At 60.6% G+C, this 24,683-nt stretch carries 26 protein-coding genes and 3 pseudogenes; 14 read left to right on the top strand and 15 right to left on the bottom strand.

All coding sequences use genetic code 11. From position 1 onward, the window contains the following. From O7A05_RS31900 to O7A05_RS31920, 5 genes are all read right to left on the bottom strand, one after another. The coding region (locus O7A05_RS31900) for a helix-turn-helix domain-containing protein (protein WP_337097325.1) at nt 1-432 on the bottom strand (432 nt) is incomplete at its 3' end. A gap of 310 nt (nt 433-742) precedes the next feature. Next, the gene (locus O7A05_RS31905) at nt 743-1,063 is read right to left on the bottom strand and encodes a transcription elongation factor Spt5 (RefSeq protein ID WP_415927086.1); all 321 of its coding nucleotides are present in this window, start codon (nt 1,061-1,063) and stop codon (nt 743-745) included. Between the two features lie 334 nt (nt 1,064-1,397). Continuing rightward, a complete protein-coding gene (locus tag O7A05_RS31910; RefSeq protein WP_337097298.1) occupies nt 1,398-1,634 on the bottom strand; it encodes a DUF6894 family protein in 237 nt (78 codons plus the stop codon). A 54-nt stretch (nt 1,635-1,688) separates the two neighbouring features. Continuing rightward, a complete protein-coding gene (locus O7A05_RS31915; protein WP_337097299.1) occupies nt 1,689-1,931 on the bottom strand; it encodes a DUF6894 family protein in 243 nt (80 codons plus the stop codon). Nucleotides 1,932-2,454: 523 nt separating this feature from the next. After that, nucleotides 2,455-2,673 carry a hypothetical protein gene (locus O7A05_RS31920; RefSeq protein ID WP_337097300.1) on the bottom strand — a complete coding sequence of 73 codons (219 nt, stop codon included), beginning with the start codon at nt 2,671-2,673 and terminating at the stop codon, nt 2,455-2,457. Between the two features lie 80 nt (nt 2,674-2,753). Between O7A05_RS31920 and O7A05_RS31925 the strand changes: the two genes are divergently transcribed. Beyond that, nucleotides 2,754-3,164, top strand: a complete 411-nt coding sequence (locus tag O7A05_RS31925; RefSeq protein ID WP_337097301.1) for a hypothetical protein — start codon at nt 2,754-2,756, stop codon at nt 3,162-3,164. Nucleotides 3,165-3,949: 785 nt separating this feature from the next. On the opposite strand, the gene O7A05_RS31930 is transcribed toward O7A05_RS31925, so the two are convergent. From O7A05_RS31930 to O7A05_RS34535, 4 genes and pseudogenes are all read right to left on the bottom strand, one after another. Next, nucleotides 3,950-4,147 (bottom strand): hypothetical protein, encoded by a 198-nt coding sequence (locus O7A05_RS31930; RefSeq protein WP_337097302.1) that lies wholly within the window; start codon nt 4,145-4,147, stop codon nt 3,950-3,952. Nucleotides 4,148-4,508: 361 nt separating this feature from the next. Then, nucleotides 4,509-4,802, bottom strand: a complete 294-nt coding sequence (locus O7A05_RS31935) for a hypothetical protein (RefSeq protein WP_337097304.1) — start codon at nt 4,800-4,802, stop codon at nt 4,509-4,511. Between the two features lie 679 nt (nt 4,803-5,481). Next, nucleotides 5,482-5,798 (bottom strand): annotated as a pseudogene (locus O7A05_RS31940) (transposase); the annotation flags it as partial. Nucleotides 5,799-5,878: 80 nt separating this feature from the next. After that, nucleotides 5,879-6,013 carry a hypothetical protein gene (locus tag O7A05_RS34535; protein ID WP_415927087.1) on the bottom strand — a complete coding sequence of 45 codons (135 nt, stop codon included), beginning with the start codon at nt 6,011-6,013 and terminating at the stop codon, nt 5,879-5,881. 280 nt (nt 6,014-6,293) lie between these two features. Here O7A05_RS34535 and O7A05_RS31950 point away from each other — a divergent pair, with 280 nt between their 5' ends. After that, nucleotides 6,294-8,321, top strand: a complete 2,028-nt coding sequence (locus O7A05_RS31950; RefSeq protein ID WP_337097329.1) for an acyltransferase family protein — start codon at nt 6,294-6,296, stop codon at nt 8,319-8,321. Here O7A05_RS31950 and O7A05_RS31955 read toward each other — a convergent pair. Next, complete coding sequence (locus O7A05_RS31955) at nt 8,233-8,619, bottom strand: YodC family protein (RefSeq protein ID WP_337097306.1); 387 nt, start codon at nt 8,617-8,619, stop codon at nt 8,233-8,235. The genes O7A05_RS31950 and O7A05_RS31955 overlap by 89 nt on opposite strands. 435 nt (nt 8,620-9,054) lie before the next feature. Here O7A05_RS31955 and O7A05_RS31960 point away from each other — a divergent pair, with 435 nt between their 5' ends. From O7A05_RS31960 to O7A05_RS31975, 4 genes are all read left to right on the top strand, one after another. After that, nucleotides 9,055-9,828: a membrane-anchored protein gene (locus tag O7A05_RS31960; RefSeq protein WP_337097308.1), complete on the top strand. Its 774-nt coding sequence runs from the start codon at nt 9,055-9,057 to the stop codon at nt 9,826-9,828. Nucleotides 9,829-10,036: 208 nt separating this feature from the next. After that, nucleotides 10,037-10,783 (top strand): hypothetical protein, encoded by a 747-nt coding sequence (locus O7A05_RS31965; protein WP_337097309.1) that lies wholly within the window; start codon nt 10,037-10,039, stop codon nt 10,781-10,783. 256 nt (nt 10,784-11,039) lie between these two features. Then, nucleotides 11,040-11,477 carry a hypothetical protein gene (locus O7A05_RS31970; protein WP_337097310.1) on the top strand — a complete coding sequence of 146 codons (438 nt, stop codon included), beginning with the start codon at nt 11,040-11,042 and terminating at the stop codon, nt 11,475-11,477. A gap of 359 nt (nt 11,478-11,836) precedes the next feature. Then, the gene (locus O7A05_RS31975) at nt 11,837-12,937 is read left to right on the top strand and encodes a glycosyltransferase family 9 protein (protein WP_337097312.1); all 1,101 of its coding nucleotides are present in this window, start codon (nt 11,837-11,839) and stop codon (nt 12,935-12,937) included. Between the two features lie 371 nt (nt 12,938-13,308). On the opposite strand, the gene O7A05_RS31980 is transcribed toward O7A05_RS31975, so the two are convergent. From O7A05_RS31980 to O7A05_RS31990, 3 genes and pseudogenes are all read right to left on the bottom strand, one after another. Continuing rightward, the gene (locus O7A05_RS31980; RefSeq protein ID WP_337097313.1) at nt 13,309-13,539 is read right to left on the bottom strand and encodes a hypothetical protein; all 231 of its coding nucleotides are present in this window, start codon (nt 13,537-13,539) and stop codon (nt 13,309-13,311) included. Beyond that, nucleotides 13,536-13,731 (bottom strand): annotated as a pseudogene (locus tag O7A05_RS31985) (IS91 family transposase); the annotation flags it as partial. The pseudogene O7A05_RS31985 and the gene O7A05_RS31980, both read right to left, overlap by 4 nt. A 372-nt stretch (nt 13,732-14,103) precedes the next feature. Further along, a complete protein-coding gene (locus O7A05_RS31990) occupies nt 14,104-15,141 on the bottom strand; it encodes a LacI family DNA-binding transcriptional regulator (protein ID WP_337097314.1) in 1,038 nt (345 codons plus the stop codon). Between the two features lie 286 nt (nt 15,142-15,427). On the opposite strand from O7A05_RS31990, the gene O7A05_RS31995 reads away from it, so the two are divergent. The 8 genes and pseudogenes from O7A05_RS31995 (at nt 15,428) to O7A05_RS32030 (ending at nt 22,874) form a co-directional block, all read left to right on the top strand. Continuing rightward, entirely contained in the window at nt 15,428-16,447 is a 1,020-nt protein-coding gene (locus tag O7A05_RS31995) for a sterol desaturase family protein (RefSeq protein ID WP_337097315.1), read from the top strand. A 96-nt stretch (nt 16,448-16,543) separates the two neighbouring features. Then, nucleotides 16,544-17,530 (top strand): sugar ABC transporter substrate-binding protein, encoded by a 987-nt coding sequence (locus O7A05_RS32000; protein WP_337097316.1) that lies wholly within the window; start codon nt 16,544-16,546, stop codon nt 17,528-17,530. Nucleotides 17,531-17,700: 170 nt separating this feature from the next. Further along, entirely contained in the window at nt 17,701-18,705 is a 1,005-nt protein-coding gene (locus tag O7A05_RS32005) for an ABC transporter permease (protein WP_337097330.1), read from the top strand. Next, nucleotides 18,702-19,535, top strand: coding sequence for an ATP-binding cassette domain-containing protein (locus O7A05_RS32010; protein ID WP_337097318.1), 834 nt, complete (start codon nt 18,702-18,704; stop codon nt 19,533-19,535). Before O7A05_RS32005 ends, O7A05_RS32010 begins: the two co-directional genes overlap by 4 nt. Before the next feature lie 98 nt (nt 19,536-19,633). Further along, nucleotides 19,634-19,945 (top strand): MocE family 2Fe-2S type ferredoxin, encoded by a 312-nt coding sequence (locus O7A05_RS32015; RefSeq protein ID WP_337097319.1) that lies wholly within the window; start codon nt 19,634-19,636, stop codon nt 19,943-19,945. Nucleotide 19,946: 1 nt separating this feature from the next. Continuing rightward, nucleotides 19,947-20,729 (top strand): hydroxypyruvate isomerase family protein, encoded by a 783-nt coding sequence (locus O7A05_RS32020; RefSeq protein ID WP_337097320.1) that lies wholly within the window; start codon nt 19,947-19,949, stop codon nt 20,727-20,729. Nucleotides 20,730-20,739: 10 nt separating this feature from the next. After that, nucleotides 20,740-21,552 carry a 3-methyl-2-oxobutanoate hydroxymethyltransferase gene (locus O7A05_RS32025; RefSeq protein WP_337097322.1) on the top strand — a complete coding sequence of 271 codons (813 nt, stop codon included), beginning with the start codon at nt 20,740-20,742 and terminating at the stop codon, nt 21,550-21,552. 383 nt (nt 21,553-21,935) lie between these two features. Beyond that, nucleotides 21,936-22,874 (top strand): annotated as a pseudogene (locus O7A05_RS32030) (IS630 family transposase). Between the two features lie 203 nt (nt 22,875-23,077). Here the strand turns inward: O7A05_RS32030 and O7A05_RS32035 are convergent. After that, a complete protein-coding gene (locus O7A05_RS32035) occupies nt 23,078-23,770 on the bottom strand; it encodes a response regulator transcription factor (RefSeq protein WP_337097323.1) in 693 nt (230 codons plus the stop codon). After that, nucleotides 23,767-24,683, bottom strand: a 917-nt coding sequence (locus O7A05_RS32040) for a GAF domain-containing sensor histidine kinase (protein ID WP_337097324.1), incomplete at its 5' end; no start/stop codon positions are given. The genes O7A05_RS32035 and O7A05_RS32040, both read right to left, overlap by 4 nt.

Raw genomic sequence — 24,683 nt, forward strand, 5'->3', positions numbered from 1 at the left:
GTTGATCAGGACGATCTCGTGGCTCCAGTCGAACTGGTAGGCCTCGCCCGGCGCGAAGAACAGCGGCACATAAGCTTCCGCCGTCGCCGACCCCTGCGCCTTCGCCCAGCTCTTCGCGTAGCGGCGGACGGCGTCATAGCCTCCCTCGTAGCCGAGGCTGCAAAGCTCTTCGTAAATCCGGATCAGTGTCAGTTGCTCGCGCGCCGCCTTGCCACGGTTGCCATTCAAAAATCCGTCAAGCTGATCCTGCCACGGACCGATCTTCGGCTTGGGCTGCCGCTCGCGTTCGTAGGAGAACGATGTCTCATTGGATCTGAGAATCTTGCGGACGGTGTTCCGCGATACATGCAGTTCGCGGCAAATCCGCTTGAGCGACCATCCCTGCACATGGAAGGCGCGCCGAACCCGGGCAATCGTATCCACCGACTTCATCCCCCACACCATCCGCTCGCTACGACGAGCCGATGGTCGCAAATCAAAGCATCAGGGGGGTCAAAATTGGACGCCGATTCCCCGGCTTATGGGGTCAATTTTGCACGCCGATTCACAAACTGCGTGCACGATGGCGAAGCCAATGCCGATTGCCAGCCCGGTGGCGAGGCCAGGCGCAGCGCCAAGGCGCCGTAGCGAGCCCGCAAACGCGCTGGCGGGGCTCTGAGGGCAGCAGCGATGTCACCGAAAAGTGCGTTCCATGCCTGAATCATAGATCGAACCGGAATCGCTATGAATCCCCCTTTTGTTCTCATGTCGCCTTGTCGATGAGCGGCGCCTTCCGCTTCGGCGGCACGTAGCGTGTGACAAGCCTGAGAGTGTCAGCTTTCACGGCCACTGGAATACCCAGATTTACCGTCACCTTGCCGGCTTCCTCATCGACACGGGTAAGATCGCCGATCAGCTCGATTTCCTGGCCGTGCTTCACCTTCGAGGTTCGGTCCACAATCGAATGCGGCTGGCCGTAGGAGGGAATAGACACGCTCACCCGGTCCTCTGTGACCCGTCTGCGTACCTTGGCCGTGATGGCGACCTCATCGCCAATGTTGAAAGAGCCCTTCGCCATAAGCATGAGTTTGGGGCGGGCAGCGCATTATTCAAGTGATTGCTAATGGAACATCGGTCGCAGGGTGAAGTTGACCAAACAGGCGGTGCGCGGCTGGGCTGCTTTCAACCGCGTGCCGCGTCGGGTGGGGTTCATCGCAACCAGGCCCACACTGGAAATGCGAATCCGCAGGGAGGCCCGATAAAGAGCCCGTCTGGCACCACCCATGGCAGGCGGGCTCTTTCAATCTTCATTGTGGGTTTTCTTTGCCTGCGCCGGCGCCTCGGGAGTGACTTGCTTTCGCTTTGGGAAATCCGAGTCTCACGCGAACAGCGCATTCATCCGCTGGTTGGGCTGGGCGCTAGTCGAGAACGCGGACTTCGAAAGTGATGACGGCTTGCACGAGGTTCCGCCCATCTTCGTCACGGACGGTAATGGTCAATTCGCGGTGAACGTAGCCGCGCGGAAGCTCCGCTGTCATCTCCAAGAGGGCGACCACGGCCTCGCGTTTGGCTTCTTCAAGGTCTTTACACTCAGTCCCCTCAGGGTCCGAGGCGCTCACGCCCGTGTCTTGGAAATCGAAGAAATACCGGGGCATTTACAATCGTCTCATCCTCAGCCCCTGGTGCCATCCACAAATGATAGACCGGAACTATCGAGATTTTCCCGGCCCTTCCGGGCGTTCGGCGGTCCATTCGATCCGGACTTGCATTAGCTCCTTGCCGTTGATGTCGCGTACTGTGCAGACGACATCTCGGCTCTTTGCACCAATCACCAGTCTGCGAACGATCTCAAACGCTCTGTCGCTGACCTCGTGAATGCTCGCCAAATCGGTGCCATGCGCGTCGTGGTAGACATCGCCACTGTGGGCGAGGTCGAAAAAGAATCTGGACATAACGACTCCATAAACGCGCGGAGCCGCCGGAAACGTCCAGTCACTTATTATTCGGTCTGGTAAAGGCGGACTGTCAGCCGTGTTAAAAGGGCGGGTTTGTCAAATATTTAATCGCCCGCTAATATCGTGAACGAACGGTGAATTTAAGCGCCAGATAGCCCGCCGCTGGTGTGCCCCCACACCTGGCGACGGGCTAAGGGTGGCCGGCGCCTCTCGTTGGGGGAGATTGCCTGAAGCGTGCGCCGGCATGGCGAACCGTGGTCCGCCGCATATTCAGCTTAGCTAAAACATCCTCGTTCAGACATGGTGTGATCGCGGAAGCTTTCTGCTGAATAGAGACCATCGCAGGTGTCGCAATGGGACCTCAGTCCTCATTGCAGCACGGGAGGTTATCGGAGACGGTGCTTCACCGCCGATTTGAAACCACTTCCCCCGGAATAAAGGTATCGGCGGCTTAGGCCCGGCTCGCATAATCCTGTGTCACCCTCGATCTGCGAGCCGGGCTTCGCGCCGAAGCAGTTCATCACTTGGCGAAATCCTTTGGCGGCTCCTCTGCAATGCTGAATTCGTGGACGGTGCCTTCCCGTTCGTCGACAACCCGAAACCAGTGCTCTTGCAAGACCTTGGTAGAGAGCGCCTTTCCAGTCAGGGTCTCTGCGGCGCTGAGCGCATCAGGTGCCTCCGCAGATGTCGTGGCAACGATGCGTTCGCCATAGATCTCTTCGATTTGAAAGCGCGCCATCAGAAACCTCCCGAATTCAATGGGCAACGCTCCCCGAAAGCGAAGGTTCAAGGTCGCAACTAAGATCAGCGGAACCTAATATGCAGCTCATGCTTATGGAAATGATGAGCACACGGGGCGCCAATTTCCTCGAGCGTTGGATGGCAGAGCATCTGCCCGAAGTGGTGACGGATGACCCTGCCACAATAAGCGATCTGACGGATCAAGCGATGGAAGCTGCGGACCGGGAGGGTATCGAGGTTAGCGAGGTATACGAGGAAGTCGGCAGCGTGTTCGAGGTTATCGCCCAGGCGATGCAGCACCGCGATGGCAGTTTGCCCGAGACCGATCTCACCGAACTCGACCTACTGGCCGGCAGGCTTTCGCGAGAAGCGAAGCTCACGGAAGCACAGGCTCGCGATTTGATCGAGCGCTTCGGCACGCATTGGGAAAAGCTCCTCAATGAAGCTTATTTCCTGAAAGAGCCTGAAGGCCGGCTGGGGCAGGAATAAATGCCTCATCGGTGCGGCGACCCACTCACGAGGATCGCCATGTCGAACAAGTACCTTTCGTTGAAGATGCGCTTGGCAAGAAGCTGGCGGCCGGCACGGGCCTGTCGGTCTATTGCCTCACATGCAAGCGAACTGCGCTGCTCGACGTCGCCGAACTGGTGAAGCGGCTCGGGCCCCACCGTGGCTGCTTATGGGAGCGGGCAGCAACGCAACACTCTGGCAGTGGCTCAATCTACCGGCGCCGACCTTCTGATGCCGGTTCTTTCGCAAGGGGTGCACCTAATTGTGCGCCCCGGACAACCTTGCTGGTGAGTGCCGGCCGGGCAGCAGGTACCGCCCGTAGTCTTCCACCGGCTGCATGCAAATACCTTCCCGCCGCCATGGCAAACCGGGCATTAAGTTTTCTGAATCTACCAATTTCCGCCCCACCCGACGACGGTTTTAGCGTATTAAGAAGGAAGCGCGCGATGCTGGCTTCCTAAAGGCCGGTGAAGTAGATGGAGACGCTGGCGGCTATCGCGGCGAGGCCGACCATGAAAACCATGAACGCCTCAAAACCATTGCCGCCGTTCCCGATCCTGTCCATCGCACTCCTCCGTTAGCGCTCAGCCGCGTTCAAACGTGCTTTGTGACAGAAGGTTGCAAGCCGAACATCGGTAGGTCGCTCTGGAATGCATGGCAATGGCCAGTGAAGCCCGCCAGAGCGCGATCGAGGCAAGGGCGGCTTAGGACAGCGGCGCAGAAGAACTCGCGCTGGTGAGGCTGGCAAAGGAACGGCGTCGTGGCTACAGCCCGTCGAGTTTCGCCTTGATCGTGCCGACGGCCTTCAGGATGGCATCGGCGGCTTGCTGATCCAGAGCAATCTCTAGGAGTCCTTGAGTCGTCAGCATTGAGAGGATACCTAGCGCGCCTTCGTCATTCTCCACCGTGCCGACCTGTATTTCCGTCGGCACGAAAGGCGAGGCCTTGTCCTTACTCGTCATAGTGCTGCACCTGTCACCCCTCGACGCCGACATTCGCGCAAGCCGGTGTCACATTCAAGCTGGCTAAGCTTTCCTCAGCCTCACCCCGGCGCCGCCACTGTTTTCCGAAATGAACTCGACGCCGGCCGCTTCGAGGGCGCGACACACGGCATCAAAGCCTGCGCCGCAGAACAATCCAAGTTGCAGCCAGCCCATCGGGGAGGAAACACGCCCCGCGCTGGGCTGGCTCCCGGACGGTGGATGCCCATGGCAACTGATTCCCGAGCGGTACAGTCTTGCTTAGCTCCACTTATCCCGCTTAGGGGACACCCATGATGATCTATGGGTGCGTCCCAAGAGCGCTCGGGAGGTGAAGCGAATGTCAGTGGGCATTGGCAGACGGCGCCGTCTTGCCTGTGGTGGCCGACGGCATTGTCCTGAGCGAGGCACCTGTCTGCGTGTCGGTGGCCGGCACGGTATGCTCGGCACCGGACAGCGGACTACCCTGGCCGGGCACCGTATCGGCGGTCGGAGCGCTGTTGTTTGTGCCGTTTTGGAAGGGTTGGCTTGAGGTCGTCAAGCCGCCTGCCGATGTGGCGGTGAAGAGATGGTCGGCTGCCGATGCGGGGCCGGCAAGCAGCGAAAACGCTGCCAAAATGATAAGGGTTCGCATCATGGGTTCTCCAGTTGCAAGGAATTCAATGTCCCGTCCGATGCGCGACCTTTAAGATGCTCGGAAGGCCAACAGCGGCGGGGGCGGCTGTCCCTTCAATGTCTTCAACGCTGCGCTTCGTCGCCGTGTTCCCGAAAATCGCGAGGGAGCGGCGGAGCTTTTGCAACTGGCAGCGCTGCTCGATCCAGCCTGGGCACTCGAATGAAGCAGAGATCGCGGCTTCATCGGCCGCCAGGATCTTCGGCAAAGGCTCGGGCTGAGGCTACGAGCCGGCACGGCCGTCCTGTTCAGCTCACGTGGCCTTCCGTCCCGTGACCCGCTCCCCACAAGTCGCGCATATTGTGGATGACCTCATGCGAGCCGCAAAGGAGCCGATGGTGCACTTCGTATCGGGAAATCACCAAGGAGGTCACCTTAGCGGACTGGGTCGGGGCGGCAGCTCTGCGCCCAATCCCGGCCGTTCACGGTGGAAGCTGGGCACCCTGTGAGCGGACCGGCCGCTTCGCTGGGCTCGCGGCAGGTCGCACCGGGGTCTGGTGCCCAAATAGGGCAGACCGGGCGGAGAGCTGCCATTCGCTGCGGTCAGCACCAAGGTCCGCTATGGGCTGATACCGTTGAAGACGTCGGTCGGCGTGGCGGAGCCCTGGCGGTTTGGATCGGCGACGAGCGGAGGCGTTCGCCTTCACGCCTGTCTTGGCGCGGGCATTGGGATCAGTTTCGCGAGTTTGCGGAGGTTTTGGGCGGCTGCTGCGAGATGGAACTCGTCACGCGCGCCATTCGGACCTCGCAGTCGCCGGCGATTGAGCTTCAAGATGCGCTTGAGGTGCGCGAACAGCATCTCGAACTTCTTCCGCTCGCGTCGTGAAGTCACCTAGGCATCGGTAGCGGCAATATCGCGCGCCATGTCGCGAGCGCCCTCGTGGATCGACTGCAGGATCTGCGGGCCTGCGCGTTTGGGCAGCAGCGCTGCTTGAGCTCACAGGCGCCGCAGTCGAACTTGTGGCATGGTATCGCGTCAGCCCGTTCTCATCGAACGAGGGGGAAGGCATCCAATAGGTCTTTTGGCGCAGCGGCAACTCCTACCGCCCCTTCAGCGCGCCGGTCCGCCGGGCGGCCGGATCGGAACGCGACACGACTTCGGCTTCACCTCGCTCGCCGCGTCCCAGGGCGGCATCGTCGAGCGTGTCGAGGTATTCCTTAACCGATCGACGCATGTCGGCCATCGCCTTCCAGTAACCGGCCCCGATCCTTCCGCCGAGCGCTGCTTGTTGGCATCCGCCCGGATCAGGCTCGCATCGACGGCAAATCCTTCGCCGCCGACCAGCCCTTCCTCAATGCGGCGGCGCACCGTCACGAGCATTCTCGCGGAGTGGTCAGAAGATCGAGACCAGTCATGCTGAAGCCATATTGCGCTAATAAACGCCTGCCACACGGGCAATATTCGGAGAATAACGTTTGAACCTCGTTCTCAGGCGTCCATCCGCCCAGGCTTCAATTCACGGGCATGGACAAGCGAGGCTTACTTATCGTGCGGATATTGACGGGCTGCGTGCCTTCGCAATCGTTCCGGTGGTGCTGTACCATTCCGGCGTTCCAGGCTTCGGTGGCGGCTTCGCTGGCGTTGACGTGTTCTTCGTCATCTCTGGCTTTCTCATGGCATCCCTGATTTCGGGGGAAATCACTCGCGGCGATTTCAGCTTGCTGCGTTTTTACGAGCGTCGCATCCGGCGGATCTTTCCGGCGCTCTTTGCAGTTCTGGCGGCCTCGTCCATTGCCGCATCGTTCCTGTTGATGCCCGCCGAACTGGAATACTTCGCCCGCAGCCTGAAGGCCGCAGCATTGTTCACATCGAATATCCAGTTCGAGAAGGAAAGCGGCTATTTCGACATTGGTGCGCAGATGAAGCCGCTGGTGCACACATGGTCGCTTGCGGTCGAGGAACAGTTCTACATTCTGTTTCCGCTGCTGCTGGTCGCAATCAACCGGTTCGCACGGCGACAGACGGTGCCCATCCTGATCGGATTGCTGATCGTCTCGTTTGCGGCGAGCGCATGGATGGTCTTCCGTTCGCCGGTCGCGGCGTTCTACCTGCTGCAGTTTCGCGCCTGGGAACTGCTGGTTGGCGCGCTGATTGCCTTCGACGCGGTACCGATGCCGAAGCGGTCGACCACGCGGGGAGGCTTGGCGGCCGGCGGCATCTTGCTGATCCTTCTAGCCGTTTTCGGGTTTGATGATTGCACCTTCTTTCCCGGCCCGACGGCGCTGCTGCCGTGCCTTGGCGCCGCGCTGGTGATCCATGCACGCGACGAGCAAGGGCCGGTCAGCCAAGTCCTGCGATCGAAGCCAGTTGTATCCATAGGCTTGATCTCCTACTCGCTTTATCTGTGGCATTGGCCTGCGATCGTGTTCAGCCGAGAGATAGCCGGTCGTGAACTATCCTTGCTTAACGGCGGCCTGATCGCCTTAATGTCGCTCGCCATCGCCGCTTTTTCGTGGTGGTTTATCGAACAGCCCTTCCGCGGTCGCAACGGCCGGATCGGCCGGCGTTCGCTGTTTGCCGGAGCGGTCCTTATGATTGCGGTGGCCGTCGGCTTTGGAAGTTATATAATCCATAACAAGGGCATTCCATCCCGTCTTCCTGTTGATGCTCGGAACGTCTACGCCGCGACCTACGACGAAAGCCGGTTCAGCGTTCCGCCCTGTTTCGCCGATTCCGATACAACGGGGCCGACTCCGGCCGACATACGCATGGGCAAGCTGTGCCCGCTCGGCGTCGAAGGTTCGAACAAACCCGCTTTCCTCGTGTGGGGAGACTCCCACGCCGGTGCAATGGCTCCGGCTATTGATGCGGCCGCCACGCAAACCGGCGTTACCGGTCTCTTTGCCGGTCATTCTTCATGTCCGCCTTTGCCAGGCGTTCAGCTCACGCCGCGTGGCTACACCAAACGGTGCGGCGACTTCAATGGAGCAGTGCGCGATCTGATCGCGTCCAGGCACATCCCCCTCGTCTTCCTGCTCGCCTACTGGCCCAAATACGTGCACGATGCCGAACTGCCGAACCAGGGTGTTTATTTCGACCCCTCGGTGCCGCCACCTCTTGAAGACAGATCCGCCTCGGTCGTCGAAACGCTCGACCGCCTGATGGGAGAGTTGACGCAACAAGGCACCAAGATTGTTTTGGTGATGGATGTCCCAGAGATGGGACACTATGTGCCGGAGGCGGTCGCCAAAGCGATGATAGCAGGACGTTCCACCGATGTGGCCGCTCCATGGGATTATGTCGAGAAGCGGCAGGCGCTTTCGCGTGCGATATTAGCGCGGCTGGCTGCAAAATATGGTGCAGCCGTCGTCGATCCGCTTCAAACGATTTGCAGCAATGGCCATTGCGACGCAGTTCGAAACGGCTTGCCGATCTATAGGGATGCTGATCACATTACAGCAACCATGGCGAGGAGCCTGAGCTCTCTGTACGTGCCCTTGTTGTCAACGGCTCGTCAGTCGATGGCGACGCCCAACCCCTGAATACCCAGTTGTCAGCTGCGTCTGCCGACTTTCTTCCACACGATGAAGAAAACAGTGGGATCATTGCCGCAGAGGCGCGCCGATCCGCTGCGCTCGGTGACTGATCCGCCTTCACCACCAGCTGTTCGGGCTTGAATCCGGCATGCTGGGGGGTCCACAAATCATCCTCGCGGTTGAACCAATGGCACAGATACGCGTCGGAAGCGGCACCATCGCTCATCGTCATCTTCGGGCCTCCCGACTTTAGCCTGACGACGTCTCCGGTGTTGAGACTATTGGGCATTTTTGGAGCTCCCATCCTGACGCCGGGAGTTCACCCCAAACCGAGGCCTCGACAATGGCGGATGCGGTCGGCCAGTATCGCGCTCCACAGTGCCAGGCAACGCTTTGGAATCCGGCGCCATGGTAGGAACGGAAGGGAAGTGGTGCCGCTTGCGGGCATTCAAACACAATAAGCTTCTTGGCACATATCCCCAAGGCTACCCCCTGCTCAGGGCCAATCGGCAGTAGGATCCTCCCGCCAGTTAAAGCCGGGGCTCGGTCGCAGTTGCAGCAATGTGTCTTGCTATTGGTTGTCGAAACTGGATGTTGAAATTCATATTCGGCTGGCGATGTGAGATTGGCCGTCAGCTGAATATTGAGTGTGGCTATCGCTTCTGCGATGCTGCCGATCTGGCACTTTGAGTTCCGAAGGTCCAGGGAATCGCTTGGAGATTGCAGAGCATAGGGCAACATGAATCCCGATGCACCGAAGCTGCTGCGTAAGCGCTTGTTCGATTACCCGCTTCTCGTGATCAAGCGGAAACTGTTATATCGCCTGCTGCACCCTCGTCCGCCACGGCACCCTGCGCCGCTTACAAAACCGGTCTTCATCGTGGGCTCCGCGCCGGTCTCAAACCCGCCGGTGGGTTTTCGGCGCGATGCTTTCACGATCTTTACCGTGAATGGCTCGCAGACGGTCACGGCACGTTGGGGGATGGGTACTCCTGATGCAACATTTCTCTACGTCAACCAGCTTGACGGGGCCAAGCCCAACGCTTTAGCCGTGCGCGCCGTCTTGACCGGCCAGGAGACCGATCTGCTCTGGATTGTGCGCGCACACCGCACGATCGAGGAATTGCGCCGCAACATCGCGGCCTTCAACTACCGCTGCCGCGACCTGCGCAAGATCACCCGTCACCAGCGCATGGCGCTCTACGAGGCAGTGACAGGTGTGGCCAATTTCGAGATGCATCTGGAGGAGAAGTTCTCGACCGGGATCACAGCGGTCCTTTACGCCTTGCACAACTGCGCGCCGGCCGTGATCATCACCGGAATTGACCCAGGTTCGCACGGCCATGTCTACAACGAACTGAACATCGACCGGATGCACATCAGTTCCGACCGTGCCACGCTGCTGGCGCTGTCGGCGCTCGGTTTTCCCCTTTATACGAGCGATCCACATGTGGCCGACTCACTCGGTCTGCCACTCTGGACAGGCCAGATCGGGAGATCTGAAGTCCAATAACCGGGCTCGCCGCCATCATGATCGAGCTGCGCGTCTCAAATCTTGGTCACATCTGTCGCCTCTAGCGAAACTTCGGGCGATAATGCCGGTCGCTCGGGAGACGTATGGTTGAAACGCTCCTGCATCGGCAGAGGTACTTCGGGTCTTCCGCTTGCAGTTCTGCCATGCTTAATTCGAGTAAATTAACGTCAAACAGTAGAGTTGCCACATGATACCAATCTACATTGGGTATGATCCACGAGAAGCCCGAGTTCTGGACGTAGCGCGATGGAGCGCCTATCGGCGGACAAGCACGCCGTTGCAGATACAGCCACTCGTGCTCAAAGAGCTTGAAGCCCAAGGAATCATGAAGCGACCGATGGTGGTTCGTGATGGGAAGCTCTGGTGCCCGATTTCCGAGGCACCGATGGCGACCGAGTTTGCCATATCTCGCTTTGCCGTACCGTTTATGAGGCAAGGCGGGTGGGCCATGTTCTGCGATTGTGACGTCCTGTTTCTGAAGGATCCAGCCAAGCTGCTCGACCTGGTCGATCCTTCCTACGCGATTATGGCGGTTAAGCACCAGCAACGCGAATCCGAAGCGGTCAAGATGGACGGACAGACGCAGACGTTCTATCGCCGCAAAAACTGGTCGTCGGTCGTTTTGTGGAATCTAGATCATCCGTCCAACAAACGGTTGACCAACGAAATGCTCAATACGTGGCCTGGACGTGACCTCCACGCCTTCAAATGGCTTGAGGACCATGAGATCGGGGAATTACCTTTGGCATGGAACTACCTCGTAGGGGCTTCGGCTTCGGAACTCGATCCCGCCGATGTCTCGCTGGCGCACTACACGCTCGGCGGTCCTTGGTTTGCGGGCTGGTCTGGCGCCACGCAATGGGACGAATTGTGGAGCCGAGAAGAGAGCATTCTGCGCGCGTTTGAGGAACAGGCGGTTCAGATTCCCCCATGAAAACTCCGCTTTTGAATCACTTGCCAACCTTCTCAAAGCCCATTCTTCGCTTGCCCAGGGCCACGGGTCCCGCTTTGGTGATGGGGTCGGCGCCGAATTTTCGCCCCCCCGAGGGACATGATGCCGATTGGGCACTTGTGACCGTCAATGCTTCGCAGCTTTTGGCGGAAACCTTCGGTCTTTCCGTTCCCGATGTCGCCCTGATACGCCGCGGCATTTAGTCGGTCCGGGCGAGCAGGATTGTTACAAGCGTGATTTGTTAAAAGGACGACAGGCGAAGCATCTGATCATCCCGGTTTGGACGGACGTCGAGGACAAGCTGAAAGCCGGTTGTCGCACGTTCAATTATCGTTATGACACCTTGCAAGCGCTTACCAAATGGCAGCTTGCCAACATCGTCTGGCGGCTTAGCGGCAAATACATGGTGTCCCGCGGCTGGCACCGGAAAATCTCCACTGGAGCGTTCGCGATCATGCTGGCGCGTTTCGCCGGTTTCGCTCCTGTTGTAGTCAGCGGGTTTTCACTCTCCCAGGCCGGGCATGGGTATGACACCCGAAATGCCATTCGATACCATGCCGACGAAGATGCGGATTTGCTTCGACGGGTGGTGAGAAGAGGCGAGCCAATCTACGCAGAGGATAGAGACTTCGCTGCGGAAAGTGGATTGCCCTTGTGGCAGGGGCAGATGCCATGACGACGACAGCAGCAGGCCGACGACGAATGGCGCGAATACTCGAGCCAGTACGGCCATCGTTTAGCATTTTTCAAAAGCGCGTAACGATGGCGATGATGACGGCAACAGCGGCCAAGGATTTGAGGTTTCGCATTTGAGCTGCTTTTCTGTCGCAGCATCGTTTGCGCACCTTTGAGTGTTATCGGGAGAGAGCGTCCAAAGTGTTTTTTAGGAAGCTCGCATATGATGGACCATCCCGAACTTTTGCCAAGGCGACCTTGCTCCGACGTTGAAAAGAGCAATATCCATTATCCGGAACCGTGAGCCCGCCATGACCGATATCACCCGCCGTTCGTGAGGTCGATGTGCCGAATATCTTGATGACCGATCGGCTGGCTATCAAGTCCATTCTTGTTATTCAGACGAAGTACATCGGGGATGTTATTCTGACCTCGGCGCTCGTGCGAAATCTGCGCCTCGCTCACCAAAACGCTGCGATCACCATGCTTTGCGCTCCTGGCCTGCGAGACTTCGTAGTCAGCCAGAATATCGCTGACGTGGCCATCGGATTCGAGGGTCGAAGTGCTGGTAGGAGCCTCCCTGAGCGACTGAAGGAATTTTCAAGCTTGGTCGCTGACCTCCGCCGCCGAAAATTCGATCTCACCATTGATCTCGCTGACTCGAAGACCTCAAGGATAATGCACAGGTTAATCGGAGCGCCCCTGCGCGTCGGATACAATCCTCCAGAAAAGCCTCTGAAATTTTGGGAAGTTCAGCCTGCTAACATATTTGCTGAAACCTTCGGCCATGGAGGCGCGCACTACTTGTACCGATATCTGTCCCCGCTTCAAGCGCTTGGGATAGAATTACGCGAAGTGACACCGAGGCTTGAGCCTACACCAGTCGGGCGAAGCGCATCTACCCAGATGCTGGCGCAAAGCAATCTGGCTGTAAAAGCTTTCGTCGCAGTACACGCTGGAGCAAGGTTCGAAGGGAGGTGTTGGCAACCTGAACGCTTCGCTGCAGTAATCGACGAGGTTTATGCAAGGACGGGCCTGCGGTCACTGCTGATTGGTGGACCTGACGAGAGCGCAATAGCGCAGGCTATCTTGAACGTGGCAACGTCGCCGTTGGTGAGTGTTGTTGGTAAAGCCTCGCTTGAGACGCTAACAGCATTGCTTGCGGATGCATTTATGTTTCTGGGAAACGAAAGCGGGCCAATGCACTTGGCTGCGTCAGTCGGAACTCCAGTTGTGGGCCTGTATGGCCTGACGCCCCCTGACATCTGGGGGCCTTTTGGGGTGCTTCACCGCACCGTTGAGCCGCCGTTGCCTTGCCAGTGCGTTGCGCCCGATTTGTGCAAACCCAACAACCCGGGCGGCGTCTACTGCGTTCAGCGACTACCCGTTGCCAAAGTCGCCCAAGCGACACGAGACCTGATAGATGCAGTGAGACAACAGGCGGATGAGACGGCCAAGTGAACCTACTCCCTCCTGTAGGAGGCAGGCATTACCGGCCCGCTTGACACCGCGAAGAAAGGCCTGGAGGCCTATGTCGACAAGATTGCGCGATCATCGATTCGGTGATCGGCAAGCCGTACAGCTTCACAGTCCGCTCGACTACGCGTTCAGTCGCCGAACCGAGTTTGAACGCTGCTGGCTTTCAATAACACCCAATCGTCTCGCAACTGTGCACATCTAGGCTGCCTCGCGACACTCGGGCGGTACGGGTGCCTTTTGATCGTTTCATTGTGATAGCAGACGGGCAGACGGCCGGCTTCCGTGAAGAGTTTCGGGCGCCGGCAGGCGTACGAAAGTCCCCGAGGAAGGAACCCGCGGGCCACAGGCGAGGGCTATGGAGATTTCGATTTGCGGCTGATGTCGGCGATGGCTGAGACCTCGCCCAGGAGGGCGGAGTTGGATGCCGACAGGTCGCTTCGATGCGCCTCCAGGCGATGTTGTCGGCCCGGCACGCGGCTGGCCACGGCTCTGTCGGCGTTGATGATCACCATGGACAGGCGTGGGGCCGGTGCCGGAGGCTGGGCGCCTACGACATTAGACTGGATCATGCCATGCCGGGTCATGGGGCGGTCTCCCGGTTCGTCGTCCGTGCACCCGGCGGTCCGCGCGGCTGCCTCCATCGTTCGAAGGTCTCGATGATGATCATGCGGCCGCCACAGCAGGGGCATGGCGGGCGGAAGTCGTCCGTGGCCAAGCGTCATGAGTTGCTGGCGGTCGGCGCCTTCGCGACGATAGTCCTTGTAGTGGAAGGTGACGTCGCATCCGGCGCAGCCATGGGTGCACGGCAGACATCTTTTTCGAAGGAGAGTCCAGTTTGGCTGGGGTTCCTGGAAGCTTTTCGAACTTTCTGGGTCGCTCAGCGACCCGAATTGCGTGGGCTGATGGGGCAAATTAAGACGTGGATTGGGCGGAGCATCGACATTCGGCACATGCCTCCTTGTCGGAGCAACAGTGAGAAAGCACGCAATATTTCTGGGGGCTGAACGGCGGTTATGCGCCTAATCTCGGCCGTTTTCCCGCGTGTTGGACTTTGTCCAAGAGCGGACGTCTGTGGAAAGCTATGCGTCGATGCCAGAAATGTCGGGCCCCTGATATGAAGCTCCTAAAGCTGTGCTGTAATCTTTGCTCTAAATATTCTCCCGCGTGTATACCTCGAACGGCAAGATGGCGGTCAAATTGCCACCATCGTTCGGGGCGGAAACGGCGCGGACCATACCGGTCAGCGCTTCGGGCGCGATTCGGGCGAGCGGGTGCGAGATGATGAAGGTCAGCGTGCCGTCGAGCAGCGCCGGGCGGGTCGACTCCATCAACTCATAGCCGACGACGACGATGCTGCCGGCGCGGCCGGTGGAGCGCAGGGCCGCGATAGTGCCGGTGATCCCACCACCGGCGACATAAAGCCCGGACAGATCCGGATTTTCGTTCAGCAGCTTCTCGGTCATTTCCTGTGCGATGGCGCTCGATTCGAAGGTCAGCAGCGGCTCCAGCAGCGTGAAATCAGGGGCGTGCTCGCGGAAATAGGAGCGGAAGCCGCTCTCGTTCATCTCCTGGCAGCGATAGCGGTGATTGCCGACAAGGATGCCGAGCTTGCCGGGCGCCTTGCAGACATGCTCGAACACCCAGGCCGCGGTGCGGCCGACCTTCCAGCCGTCCAGCCCGATGTAATGAACCTGACCTGTCGCCGAGATCTGCGAGATCAGCGCAAAGACCGGCACGTTGCGGGCCTGCAGCGCATCGACCGCCTGGGTGACAAGCGGATGGACGGCAGCGACGACGCCGACGGCGTCGCATTCGGCGCCGAGCGCCAGCAGGCGAGCTGCGACATTCTGCGGCGACAGGTCGTCAAGAAACTCGATGCGCAGCTCAATCTCGCAGTCGGGCAGGGACGGCGCCACCGCGCGCAGCGCCTCGGCGATGTTGCGGTAGAAGGCGCGGCCGGGCTGGTGCAGCAGGAAGCCAAAGCGGTAGTGCGGCTTGGCGGCCGCTATGCGGCTGCGCAGCGCGCCCGTGCCGTAGAAGCCGATCTGCTCGGCCGCCAGCCTGACGCGCTCGCGCGTGCCTTGGCGAACGGCGCCAGCGCCGCTCAGCACCCGGTTGACGGTGGCCACCGAAACATTCGCCTCAACGGCTACATCCCTGATCGTCGGCCGCTTGTTGTGACCCATTTCGTCTCATCCGCCAGTAGCAATTGACACGAAGATGTCATTTATCGCGCGAGATTGATATGAATGACACAATCAGTTTGGAACAAACATTCTATTCTTGATTCATTTTGGATCAAGATGCTTATCTCGGGAAAAGCAAGCAAGGCGGACGCACCGCCGGCCCAAGGGTTAGCAGCAGCACAGCGCAGACGGGATTTTGCCCACCGCCCTCTTGCGGAGTGAGGCAGCGTGCGCGTGCGGCCCGTCCCAAGGCGTCGCAGATGCCGCATTGCGGGTGGAGGATTGCATGGACGACCTCAAATACGGCGTGCGCGACAAGCGCGGCGACTGGAAGCCGAACGGGCGCATCGAGGGAGCGCCGTTGTGGAACTGGCCGCCCAGGCTGCCGAAGATCCTGGCATGGCTGCCCGGCTATCTCTGGCCGTGGAATGCGTTCCACATGGCGACCGCGCTCCTCTATTGGTTCTATATCGTCCCTAGCGTCGAGACGATGAAGATGATCAGCTGGGGCTGGGCACTATGGCTCTATGCCGTCAACGCAGCCGCGATCCTGGTCTTCTACGGCATCTTCGAGCTGCGCTATTACATCAAGCGCGCCCAGGCGACGCGGTTCAAGTACAACCACAAATTCCCGGGCGACGCGCCCTCCGATGTGTTCTGGTTCCAGAGCCAGAACATCGACAACTTCCTGCGCTCGTTCTTCATCACCATCCCGCTGTGGACCGTGGTCGAAGTCATCTTCCTGTGGTGCTTTGCCAATGGCTACGTGCCGTGGGTCGGCTGGTCGGATCACCCTGTCTACCTCGCAGCGCTGGTGCTGGTCGCGCCGGCCATCCACGAGGTGCATTTCTTCTTCATCCACCGCCTGATCCACTGGGGGCCGCTCTATCGCTGGATCCATTCGGTCCACCACAATTCGATCAATCCGTCGCCGTGGTCATCGCTGTCGATGCATCCGGTGGAGGGGTTCCTCTATCACGCGGTCGCCTTGTGGCATCTGGTCATCCCGTCCAATCCCATTGTCGCGCTGTTCCAGCTGCATATCGCCGGCTTCGGTGCGGTCAACGGCCATCTCGGCTTTGATAAGCTGGAGGTGACCGAGGACACAGCGGTCGAGAGCCACGCTTACGCACACTACCTGCATCACAAATATTTCGAGGTGAACTACGGCGGCGACGGGCTGATCCCGCTCGATCGGCTGTTCGGCACCTGGCACGACGGCACCAGGGAGGGCGACGCCATGATGGACGCCCGGTTCCAGAAAAAGAGGGAACGCGTGAACGCCAAGGCCGCAGCGAACCAATAATCACGTGATGCGGCGCGCAACGGGAGAGGTGCGCGCCTGCAGTTGAATTCGCAGTTTTCTAAATCCGTCTGACGACGGCAATCGGGAGGAGATGACATGAAGCGTACAACGAAACTGTTGACGGCAATGATGACGGCGGCGGTGATGGCGACATCAGCCACAGCCGTGATGGCCCAGTCCAAGGGGGCGAAGATCTTCGTCATCGGCGGCAAGGCGGACGACCCTTTCTGGTCGAAGGTCAAGAAGGGCGCCGACGATGCCGGCAAGGTCGCCGAACTGACCGGCGGCTCGGTGACCTGGCTCGGCCCGCAGAACTACGACAATCTCGGCCCCGACGCGGCCAAGCTGATCCGCACCGCGCTCAGCCAGAAGCCGAGCGCCATTGTCGGCCCTGATTGGGTGCCGGAGGCCATGGATGACGCTTTCAAGGAAGTCGTTGCCGCTGGCGTGCCGCTCATCATCTACAATTCCGGCGGCATGGATGCGGCCAAGCGGCTCGGCGCCATGAACTATGTCGGCAATGAGGAATACGCGGCTGGTCTGGGTGGTGGCACCTATTACGGCAGCCATAGCTCCAAGAACGTACTTTGCGTCAACACCTTGCCGGGCGCCACCAACACGGAAGACCGCTGCAAGGGCATTGCCGACGCGATCGCCAAGAGCGGCGGCAAATCGAGCCAGTTGCCGCTGCCGTCGTCGAGCTTCGGCAACCCGACAGCAGTCGCAGAGGCGATCAAGGCCGCCGTGCTGAAGGACAACACCATCGACGGTGTCATCACCATCAGCGCCGGCGACGCCAACAGTGCCGCCAACGCCATCAGCCAGGCCAATGCCGGCGAAAAGGTCAAGCTCGCTTCGTTCGACATGGACGAGACCGGCCTGCAACGCATCAAGGCCGGCACGCAGATGTTCGCCGTCGACCAGCAGCCCTATCTGCAGGGCTTTCTTGCGGTGTCGCTCCTGAACGGCCTCGTCAACTATGGGCTCGACCTGCCGACCAAGCCGGTGCTGACCGGACCGGGGATCGTCGACGCAGCCAATGTCGATGCGACGATGGCTGGTGCCGCGGCCGGCGCCCGATAGCTCGCTCGGAGTGTCCGGCCCTCCGTGGACCGGACATCATCAGCCCCGCGCCGCCGCCGAAAGGTCGCGCCAGGCTCGTTATTATTCAAGCCAGGGACATTTCGATGACATCCCAAGCCCGTGACCAACCCGCTATGGCAGCCACTGCGCCGCCCTCTCAGCGCTCATCGATGCCCTCGATCGGCAGCCTCGTGCGCCGGCCCGAGGTCGGTTCGCTGATCGGCATGGTCGCAGTCCTGATCTTCTTCTCAATCTTCGGCGGCGCCAATTTCCTGTCGGCCGGCGGTGCCGCGAGTTGGCTCAACGTCGCCTCGGAACTCGGCATCATCGCGCTTCCCATCGGGTTGCTGATGATCGCCGGGTATCTCGATCTCTCCGTCGGCTCAATGGTCCCCGCCAGTTCGATGACCATTGCCATCCTGTCGGGCCACTACGACCTGCCGATCATCGTCGGCATCCTCGCCGCGCTTGGCCTTGGGCTTGCCGTCGGCTTCATCAACGGCGTGCTGGTGATCCGCACCAAAGTGCCGTCCTTCGTCGTTACGCTCGCCACGCTGTTCGCATTGGCCGGCCTGACACTCGGCCTCTCGGTCATCCTGTCCGGAAGCACCAGCGTCGCGCTGAAGAGCGGCCCTACCGCCAAGCTCCTGTTTGGCGACTATCTCGGCGGCAAGTTCGAGGTGACGCTGTTCTGGTGGATCGCCGCCATCCTGATCGTCGGCTTCATCCTGAATTTCTCGCGTTTCGGCAACTGGATCCTGGCCATGGGCGGTGACGCCGTCAGCGCCCGCAACGCAGGCATTCCGACCGATCGGGTGACCATCGCGCTGTTCATGAGCAGCGGCCTGTGCGCCTCCTTCGTCGGCATGTCGCAGGCGATCCTCTACAACAGCGCCCAGGTGGCCGCCGGGCAATCCTTCATCTTCAACTCCATCATCGCGGTGGTCATCGGCGGCGTGCTGCTCACCGGCGGCTATGGTTCGGTGGTCGGCATCGTGCTCGGCACGCTGACCTTCGCCATCGTCAATCAGGGCATTTTCTACACCGGCTTCGACGCCAACTGGGCAAGTCTGATCATCGGCGTCCTGCTGCTGGCGGCGGTGCTGATGAACAACACCTTCCGCACGATGGCGCTGACCTACGCGCCACGTGCCAAATCGAGGGCTCGCCGATGACACCGCCCCTGCTCAGGCTGACCGCCATCAACAAGTCGTTCGGTCCGATCGACGTGCTCCACAACATCTCGCTCGAGGTCAACAGAGGTGAGGTGCTGTGCCTGCTCGGCGACAATGGCGCCGGCAAGTCGACGCTGATCAAGATCCTCTCTGGGGTCCACAAGCCGACATCGGGCACGATGGAAATGGACGGCAGATCAGTCGCCTTCGACAGCCCCCGCCACGCCAGCGACCATGGCATCGCCACCGTCCACCAGTTCGGCGGCACATTCCCGTTGATGAGCATCGGCCGCTCCTTCTTCGTCGGCGCCGAGCCGACGCGACGCTGGGGGCCGCTGACCATCTACGACCGCAAACGGGCCAACGAGACCGCCGTCACCGAGATGCGCCAGCTCGGCATCACCCGCATCGACGACGGCGACCGCCTTGTCGGCGGGCTGTCCGGTGGCGAACGCCAGGCGCTGGCGATCGCGCGCGCCGTGCATTTCGGCGCAAGCGTGCTGATCCTCGACGAGCCGACCGCGGCGCTTGGCGTCAAGGAGGCCGCGCACGTACTGCGCATCGTGCTCCAGGCGCGCCGCAAGGGCATCGCGGTGGTCTTCATCACCCACAATGTCGTCCATGCGCTGACCGTTGGCGACCACTTCGCCGTCCTCATCAGGGGTGCCAAGGCCGCCGATTTCCGCAAGGGCGAGAAAAGCCGCGAGGCGATCACCGACCTGATGGCGGGGGGCGAGCAGATGGCCGAGCTTGAGGCAGAGATCGAGAGCTTCTCCATGGCTGATGACGGGCATGCGCCGCATGGCGCAAGCCATATGCGTGACCAGTGAAGACGCCGATCTCCTCCTCCCGGGCATCTTCCTGTGCGGCCGGCGGAATTCTGCCGGCCCCATTTTCGACCAACCAAAGAACAGACGGCAGAGTGACAATGGCAAAATGGATTGATGCGTGCGCGACCGATGACATCGATGAAGAGGACGTCATCCGCTTCGATCACGAGGGCCGGACATTCGCCATCTACCGCAGCCCCGACGATGCATTCTTCTGTACCGATGGGCTGTGCACGCATGAGAAGGTGCATCTGAGCGACGGGCTGGTTATGGAACACAGAATCGAATGCCCGAAGCACAACGGCGTGTTCGATTACCGGACCGGTGAAGCGCTGCGCGCACCAGTCTGCGTGAACCTGAAAACCTACGCCACGAAGGTCGAGGACGGCCGCGTGCATATCGAGGTCTGACATGTCCGATACTTTTACACTGGCGGCTTGCGTCGAAATGCTGTGGCGCGACAAGCCGATGGAATGGCGCGTGCGGCGCCTCACCGAAATGGGTTTTCAGGTCGGCCTCTGGAACTGGCCCGAGCACGATCTCGCAATGCTGGAGAAATCCGGCGCGACCTTCTCGATTATGAACGGCTATCTGCGCGGCAGGCTTGCCGATGACGAGGGCGCCGCCGAACTGTTGAAGACGGCGAAGGAGACCGCGGCGGTCGGCAAACGCCTCGGCGTCGCGCGGCTCAATCTACATGGTACCGGGCTGGGCGAAGGCGGCCTGCCTGTAACCCCTTGTGAGACCGTCACCGGAGCGATGTGGCTCAAGGCACGCGAGACGTTGAACCGCATCACCGACCTTGCCGAGGCCGAGGGCGTGACCTTCACGCTGGAGAATCTGAACCTGCCGGTTGACCATCCCGGCGTGCCGTTTGGACGCGCGGAAGACACGCTTGCGCTAGTGTCGAGCGTCAACCGGCCGGGCTTGCGCCTCAATCTTGATCTCTACCATGCACAGATCGGCGAAGGGAACCTGATCGAGCTCTGCCGCGCCTGCCTGCCGTGGATCGGCGAGGTCCAGGTGGCCGACGTCCCTGGACGAATGGAGCCCGGCAGCGGCGAGATTAATTACCGGGGCATCGCCCGTGCGCTGAAGGACATGGGCTACCGCGGGCCGGTCGGCATGGAGGCGTTCGCCTCCGGCGACCCCGAGGCGGCGCTGCTGACCTTCCGTGAAGCTTTTACCGTCTGAGGGAAAAAGAATGGTTACCAAGAACAGCCGACCGACCGTGGCCGACATCCGCGCCATGAAGGGGCGCGGCCAGAAGATTTCCATGCTCTACGTCACCTCGCTCGAAGAGGCGGCGGCGGCCGACGCGGCCGGCGTCGACATGCTGTCGATCGAGGGCCGTTTCTTCTCGCCAGAGATGCGCGAGGCGGCCGGCCGCTGCTTCGTGCAGGTTGGGCTTCCCTACGGCCCCGCCGGCAATCTGGTCACGGCAGAGGACTATCTGAAAACCGCCTACCACTTTATGCGCATCGGCGGCGACTGCTTCTACTGTGCCGCCTCGCTCGATATCCAAAAGACGCTCTGCGACAACGCCGTGCCTGTCGTTGCCCATGTTGGCCTGATCCCCTCGCAATGCACTTGGACCGGCGGTTTCAAGGCTGTCGGCAGGACGGCCGAGAGCGCGCATGCGGTGTGGGACCACGTCAAACGCCTTGAAGCCATTCGCTGCTTCGGCGCCGAGCTGGAAGTGGTGCCAGACCGCATTGCCGAACTGATTACCAGGAGCACACCGATGATCATGCTTGGGATGGGCGCCGGACCGCATGCCGACGCGCAGTATCTGTTCAGCGAGGACGTGCTCGGACACACCACCGGCCACAAGCCGCGCCATGCAAAGACCTACCGCAACTTCGCCGCCGAGTATGAGCGGCTGCAGCACGAGCGCATCGCCGCCTATCGCGAATTCATCGCCGACGTCCAGACCGGCGCCTACCCCGAGCCACAGCACGTGGTTCAGATCACTGATGACGAGTTCTCCACCTTCAGAACCGCTCTCAGGCTTTAGGAAGCCAAGATACTCAACAGGCCGCGAGAATTCTCTTGAAGGTCAGCAATCTCCGCTACGGACACAAAAGCGGACAACCCGCTCTCATCGTCGGACAGTTCTACAATTGACCATCGACTGGGGTTCCTGGAAGCTTTTCGAACTTTTTGTCTCGCACCTGCGGCTGAACTGCGCGCGCTCGTGGGTGAGACTGGGATGTCAGATTCCGCTATGGGAATGATCTGATTGGCGCAACTGGGTCGGGTCGGAGCAGGGCTACCGCCAGTACAGATCTGTCACCGAAAATCGTCTGCTAGAGCGGGATGAGATTTGTGTGAGTCGTGGGATTCCCAAATCATCTCGGTTCTGATTCGACATTCATGCTGGGGAGGAGGCCAGCATGAATGGCAGGATATTCGATGGACCTTCGCGAGCGGGTGTCGCCGCGGTCATGACGGAAGGGCTCTCACGGCGAGCGGCAGCGGCTCGATTTGGCGTCAGCTATAGCGCGGCCATTGAGTGGCTTAAGCGGGTTGAAGAGACTGGCAGCGCCGCGCCTCGCCAAGTGGGCGGCTACAAACCGAAGAAGCTGTCTGGAGCGTGGCGCGACTGGCTGATCGAGCGTTGCCAAGCGCAGGACTTTACTCTGCGGGGCCTTGTTGCCGAGCTTGGTGAGCGCGGCCTGAAGGTCGACTACCGCTCGGTGTGGGAGTTCGTCCATGCCGAGAATCTCAGCCACAAAAAAGACGCTGATCGCCTCCGAGCAGGATCGTCCCGATATCGCGCGACGGCGGATGCAGTGGACGAAATATCGGAGCCGGATCGACCCGGCTCGTCTGATGTTTATCGACGAAACCTGGACCAAGACCAACATGTCGCCGCTCAGGGGATGGGCACCGGTCGGACAGCGCATCAAGGCCAAAGTGCCGCATGGTCACTGGAAGACTATGACCTTCCTGGCGGCGCTGCGCCAAGACCGCATCGATGCGCCTTGGCTGATCGACGGGCCCATCAACGGTGAGAGGTTCCTCCTCTATATCGAGAAGGTGCTCGTCCCGACGCTGCGGCCCGGTGACATCGTCGTCATGGACAATCTCGGCTCGCACAAAGGCAAGGCGGTGCGCCGCGCCATACGGGCCGCCGGCGCAAAGCTCTTCTTCCTGCCGAAATACTCGCCCGATCTCAATCCGATCGAACAGCTCTTCTCAAAGCTCAAGCATTGGCTGAGAAAGGCTGCAAGCCGCACCGTCGAAACCGTCTGCGACGCGATCGGGCAGACCCTCAACCGCCTCACACCGACAGAGTGCTCAAACTACTCAAACTCAGGCTATGATCGGAAGTAATCTCATCCCGCTCTAAACGAGGGATCTCAGTGGGCGTGAGCGTGTTTCAAGCAAACGCGTATTGGCCGGTTATGACATTGCCGAGGTTGGATAGGTCAGACGTGATCGCCTATGTCATCAGGCGGAATTGATCTGTACGCACCTTTGAAGGTGAGTACCACGCTCGTGCGCCCTGATGGCCTTTGTGTCGGCCACCCTGACCATTATTCCACCTCGCGTAGACGGTAGCCGACGCCCGTTTCGGTGATGATGTAGCGCGGCTGGTCCGGCGTCCTCTCGATCTTCTGCCGCAGCTGGCGCACATAGACCCTGAGATACTGGACGTCGGTCGAGTCGTTCCAGATCTGCTTCATCAGGAACTGATGGGTCAGCACCTTGCCGGCATACTGCACGAGCATGCGCAGGATGTCATATTCCTTGGGCGACAGTTTCACTTCCTTGCCCTCGACCTTGACGATGCGCTTCACAAGGTCGACCGAAAGGTCGCCGGTATGGAACACCGGCTTCTCGCCCTGTTGCTGGAATTGGTGGCGCAGCGCCACGCGGATGCGCGCGACCAGCTCGTTCATGCCGAAGGGCTTCGTCACATAGTCGTCGGCGCCGAGCTCGAGTGCTGCGACGATACCGGCCTCGTCAGTGCGGCTGGACAGGATCACAACCGGAACATCGAGCCCGTCGGCCCGCCATTTGCCGAGCAGCTCGAGGCCGGTCATGCCGGGCAGGCCGAGATCGAGCAGGATCAGGTCGGGCCGTTCGGCCTGGACGAGTTCGACCGCCGCCTTGGCGTTCGGCGCCTCGGAGATCGCGTAGCCCTGGCTGCCCAGGCCGACGCGCAGCAATTTGCGGATCGGCGGCTCGTCGTCGACGACCAGAATGGAGACGGTCTGATTTGTCATGCCGCATCATCCGTAAGGGGTGCGCCGAGCGCCGGCAACTCGGCCGGCACCGGCATGCGGATGGTGAAGATCGCGCCTGGACGGTCGGTGCGGTTGGCCGCCGTGACCGTGCCGCCCATCGCCTCGATAAAGCCACGGCTGATCGACAGGCCGAGGCCCGTGCCGGCGCGCACCTGGTCGCGCTTGCGCACGCGGTAGAAGGTATCGAATATCCGCGCCAGGTCGTCGGGCGGGATGCCCGGTCCCTCATCCATCACCTGCAGGATGACGGCGCCGCTGTCCACCCAGGCCTGCAGCCGGATGGCCGAGCCGGGCAAGGCGTATTTGGCGGCATTGTCGAGCAGGTTGAACAATGCCTGCTCGAACAGCACGGGATCGAGCCGCAGCATCGGCAGGTCGGTCGGGATGTCGGTCTCTATTCTGTGTTCGGCGGTGATCTTCTGGGCGCGGTTCAGCGCCGATCCGACGACATCGCCGACATAGTGGAGCGCATAATTCGGTTCCATCGCGCCCGACTCGATCCTGGTCATGTCGAGCAGATTGGCGATGAAGCGGTTCAGCCGCTCGGACTCGCTTACGACCGTCGCCAGAAGTTCCGCGCGATCCTTTTCCGGCAGCGCCGGCGCGAATTCCTTCAGCGTGCCGGCCGCGCCCATGATCGCTGCAAGCGGCGTCTTCAGGTCATGCGAGATCGAGGTGAGCAGCGCCGAGCGCAACCGGTCCGCTTCCGCGGCCAGCCTGGCGCGATCGACATCGGCGACGAGCTGGACGCGTTCGATGGCGACGGCTGCCTGGTCGACCAAGGCGTCGAGCAGGCGTTGCTGCTCGGGCGTCAGCAGCGGTCCCTGCTTGTCGTTGTCGAGGCCGACCACGCCGATCGCGGTTCGCCCCGTCCGCAAGGGCAGATAGAGGC

It is taken from the genome of Mesorhizobium argentiipisi (SeqCode) (genome assembly GCF_037179585.1).
In the GTDB taxonomy this organism is placed as follows: domain Bacteria; phylum Pseudomonadota; class Alphaproteobacteria; order Rhizobiales; family Rhizobiaceae; genus Mesorhizobium; species Mesorhizobium argentiipisi.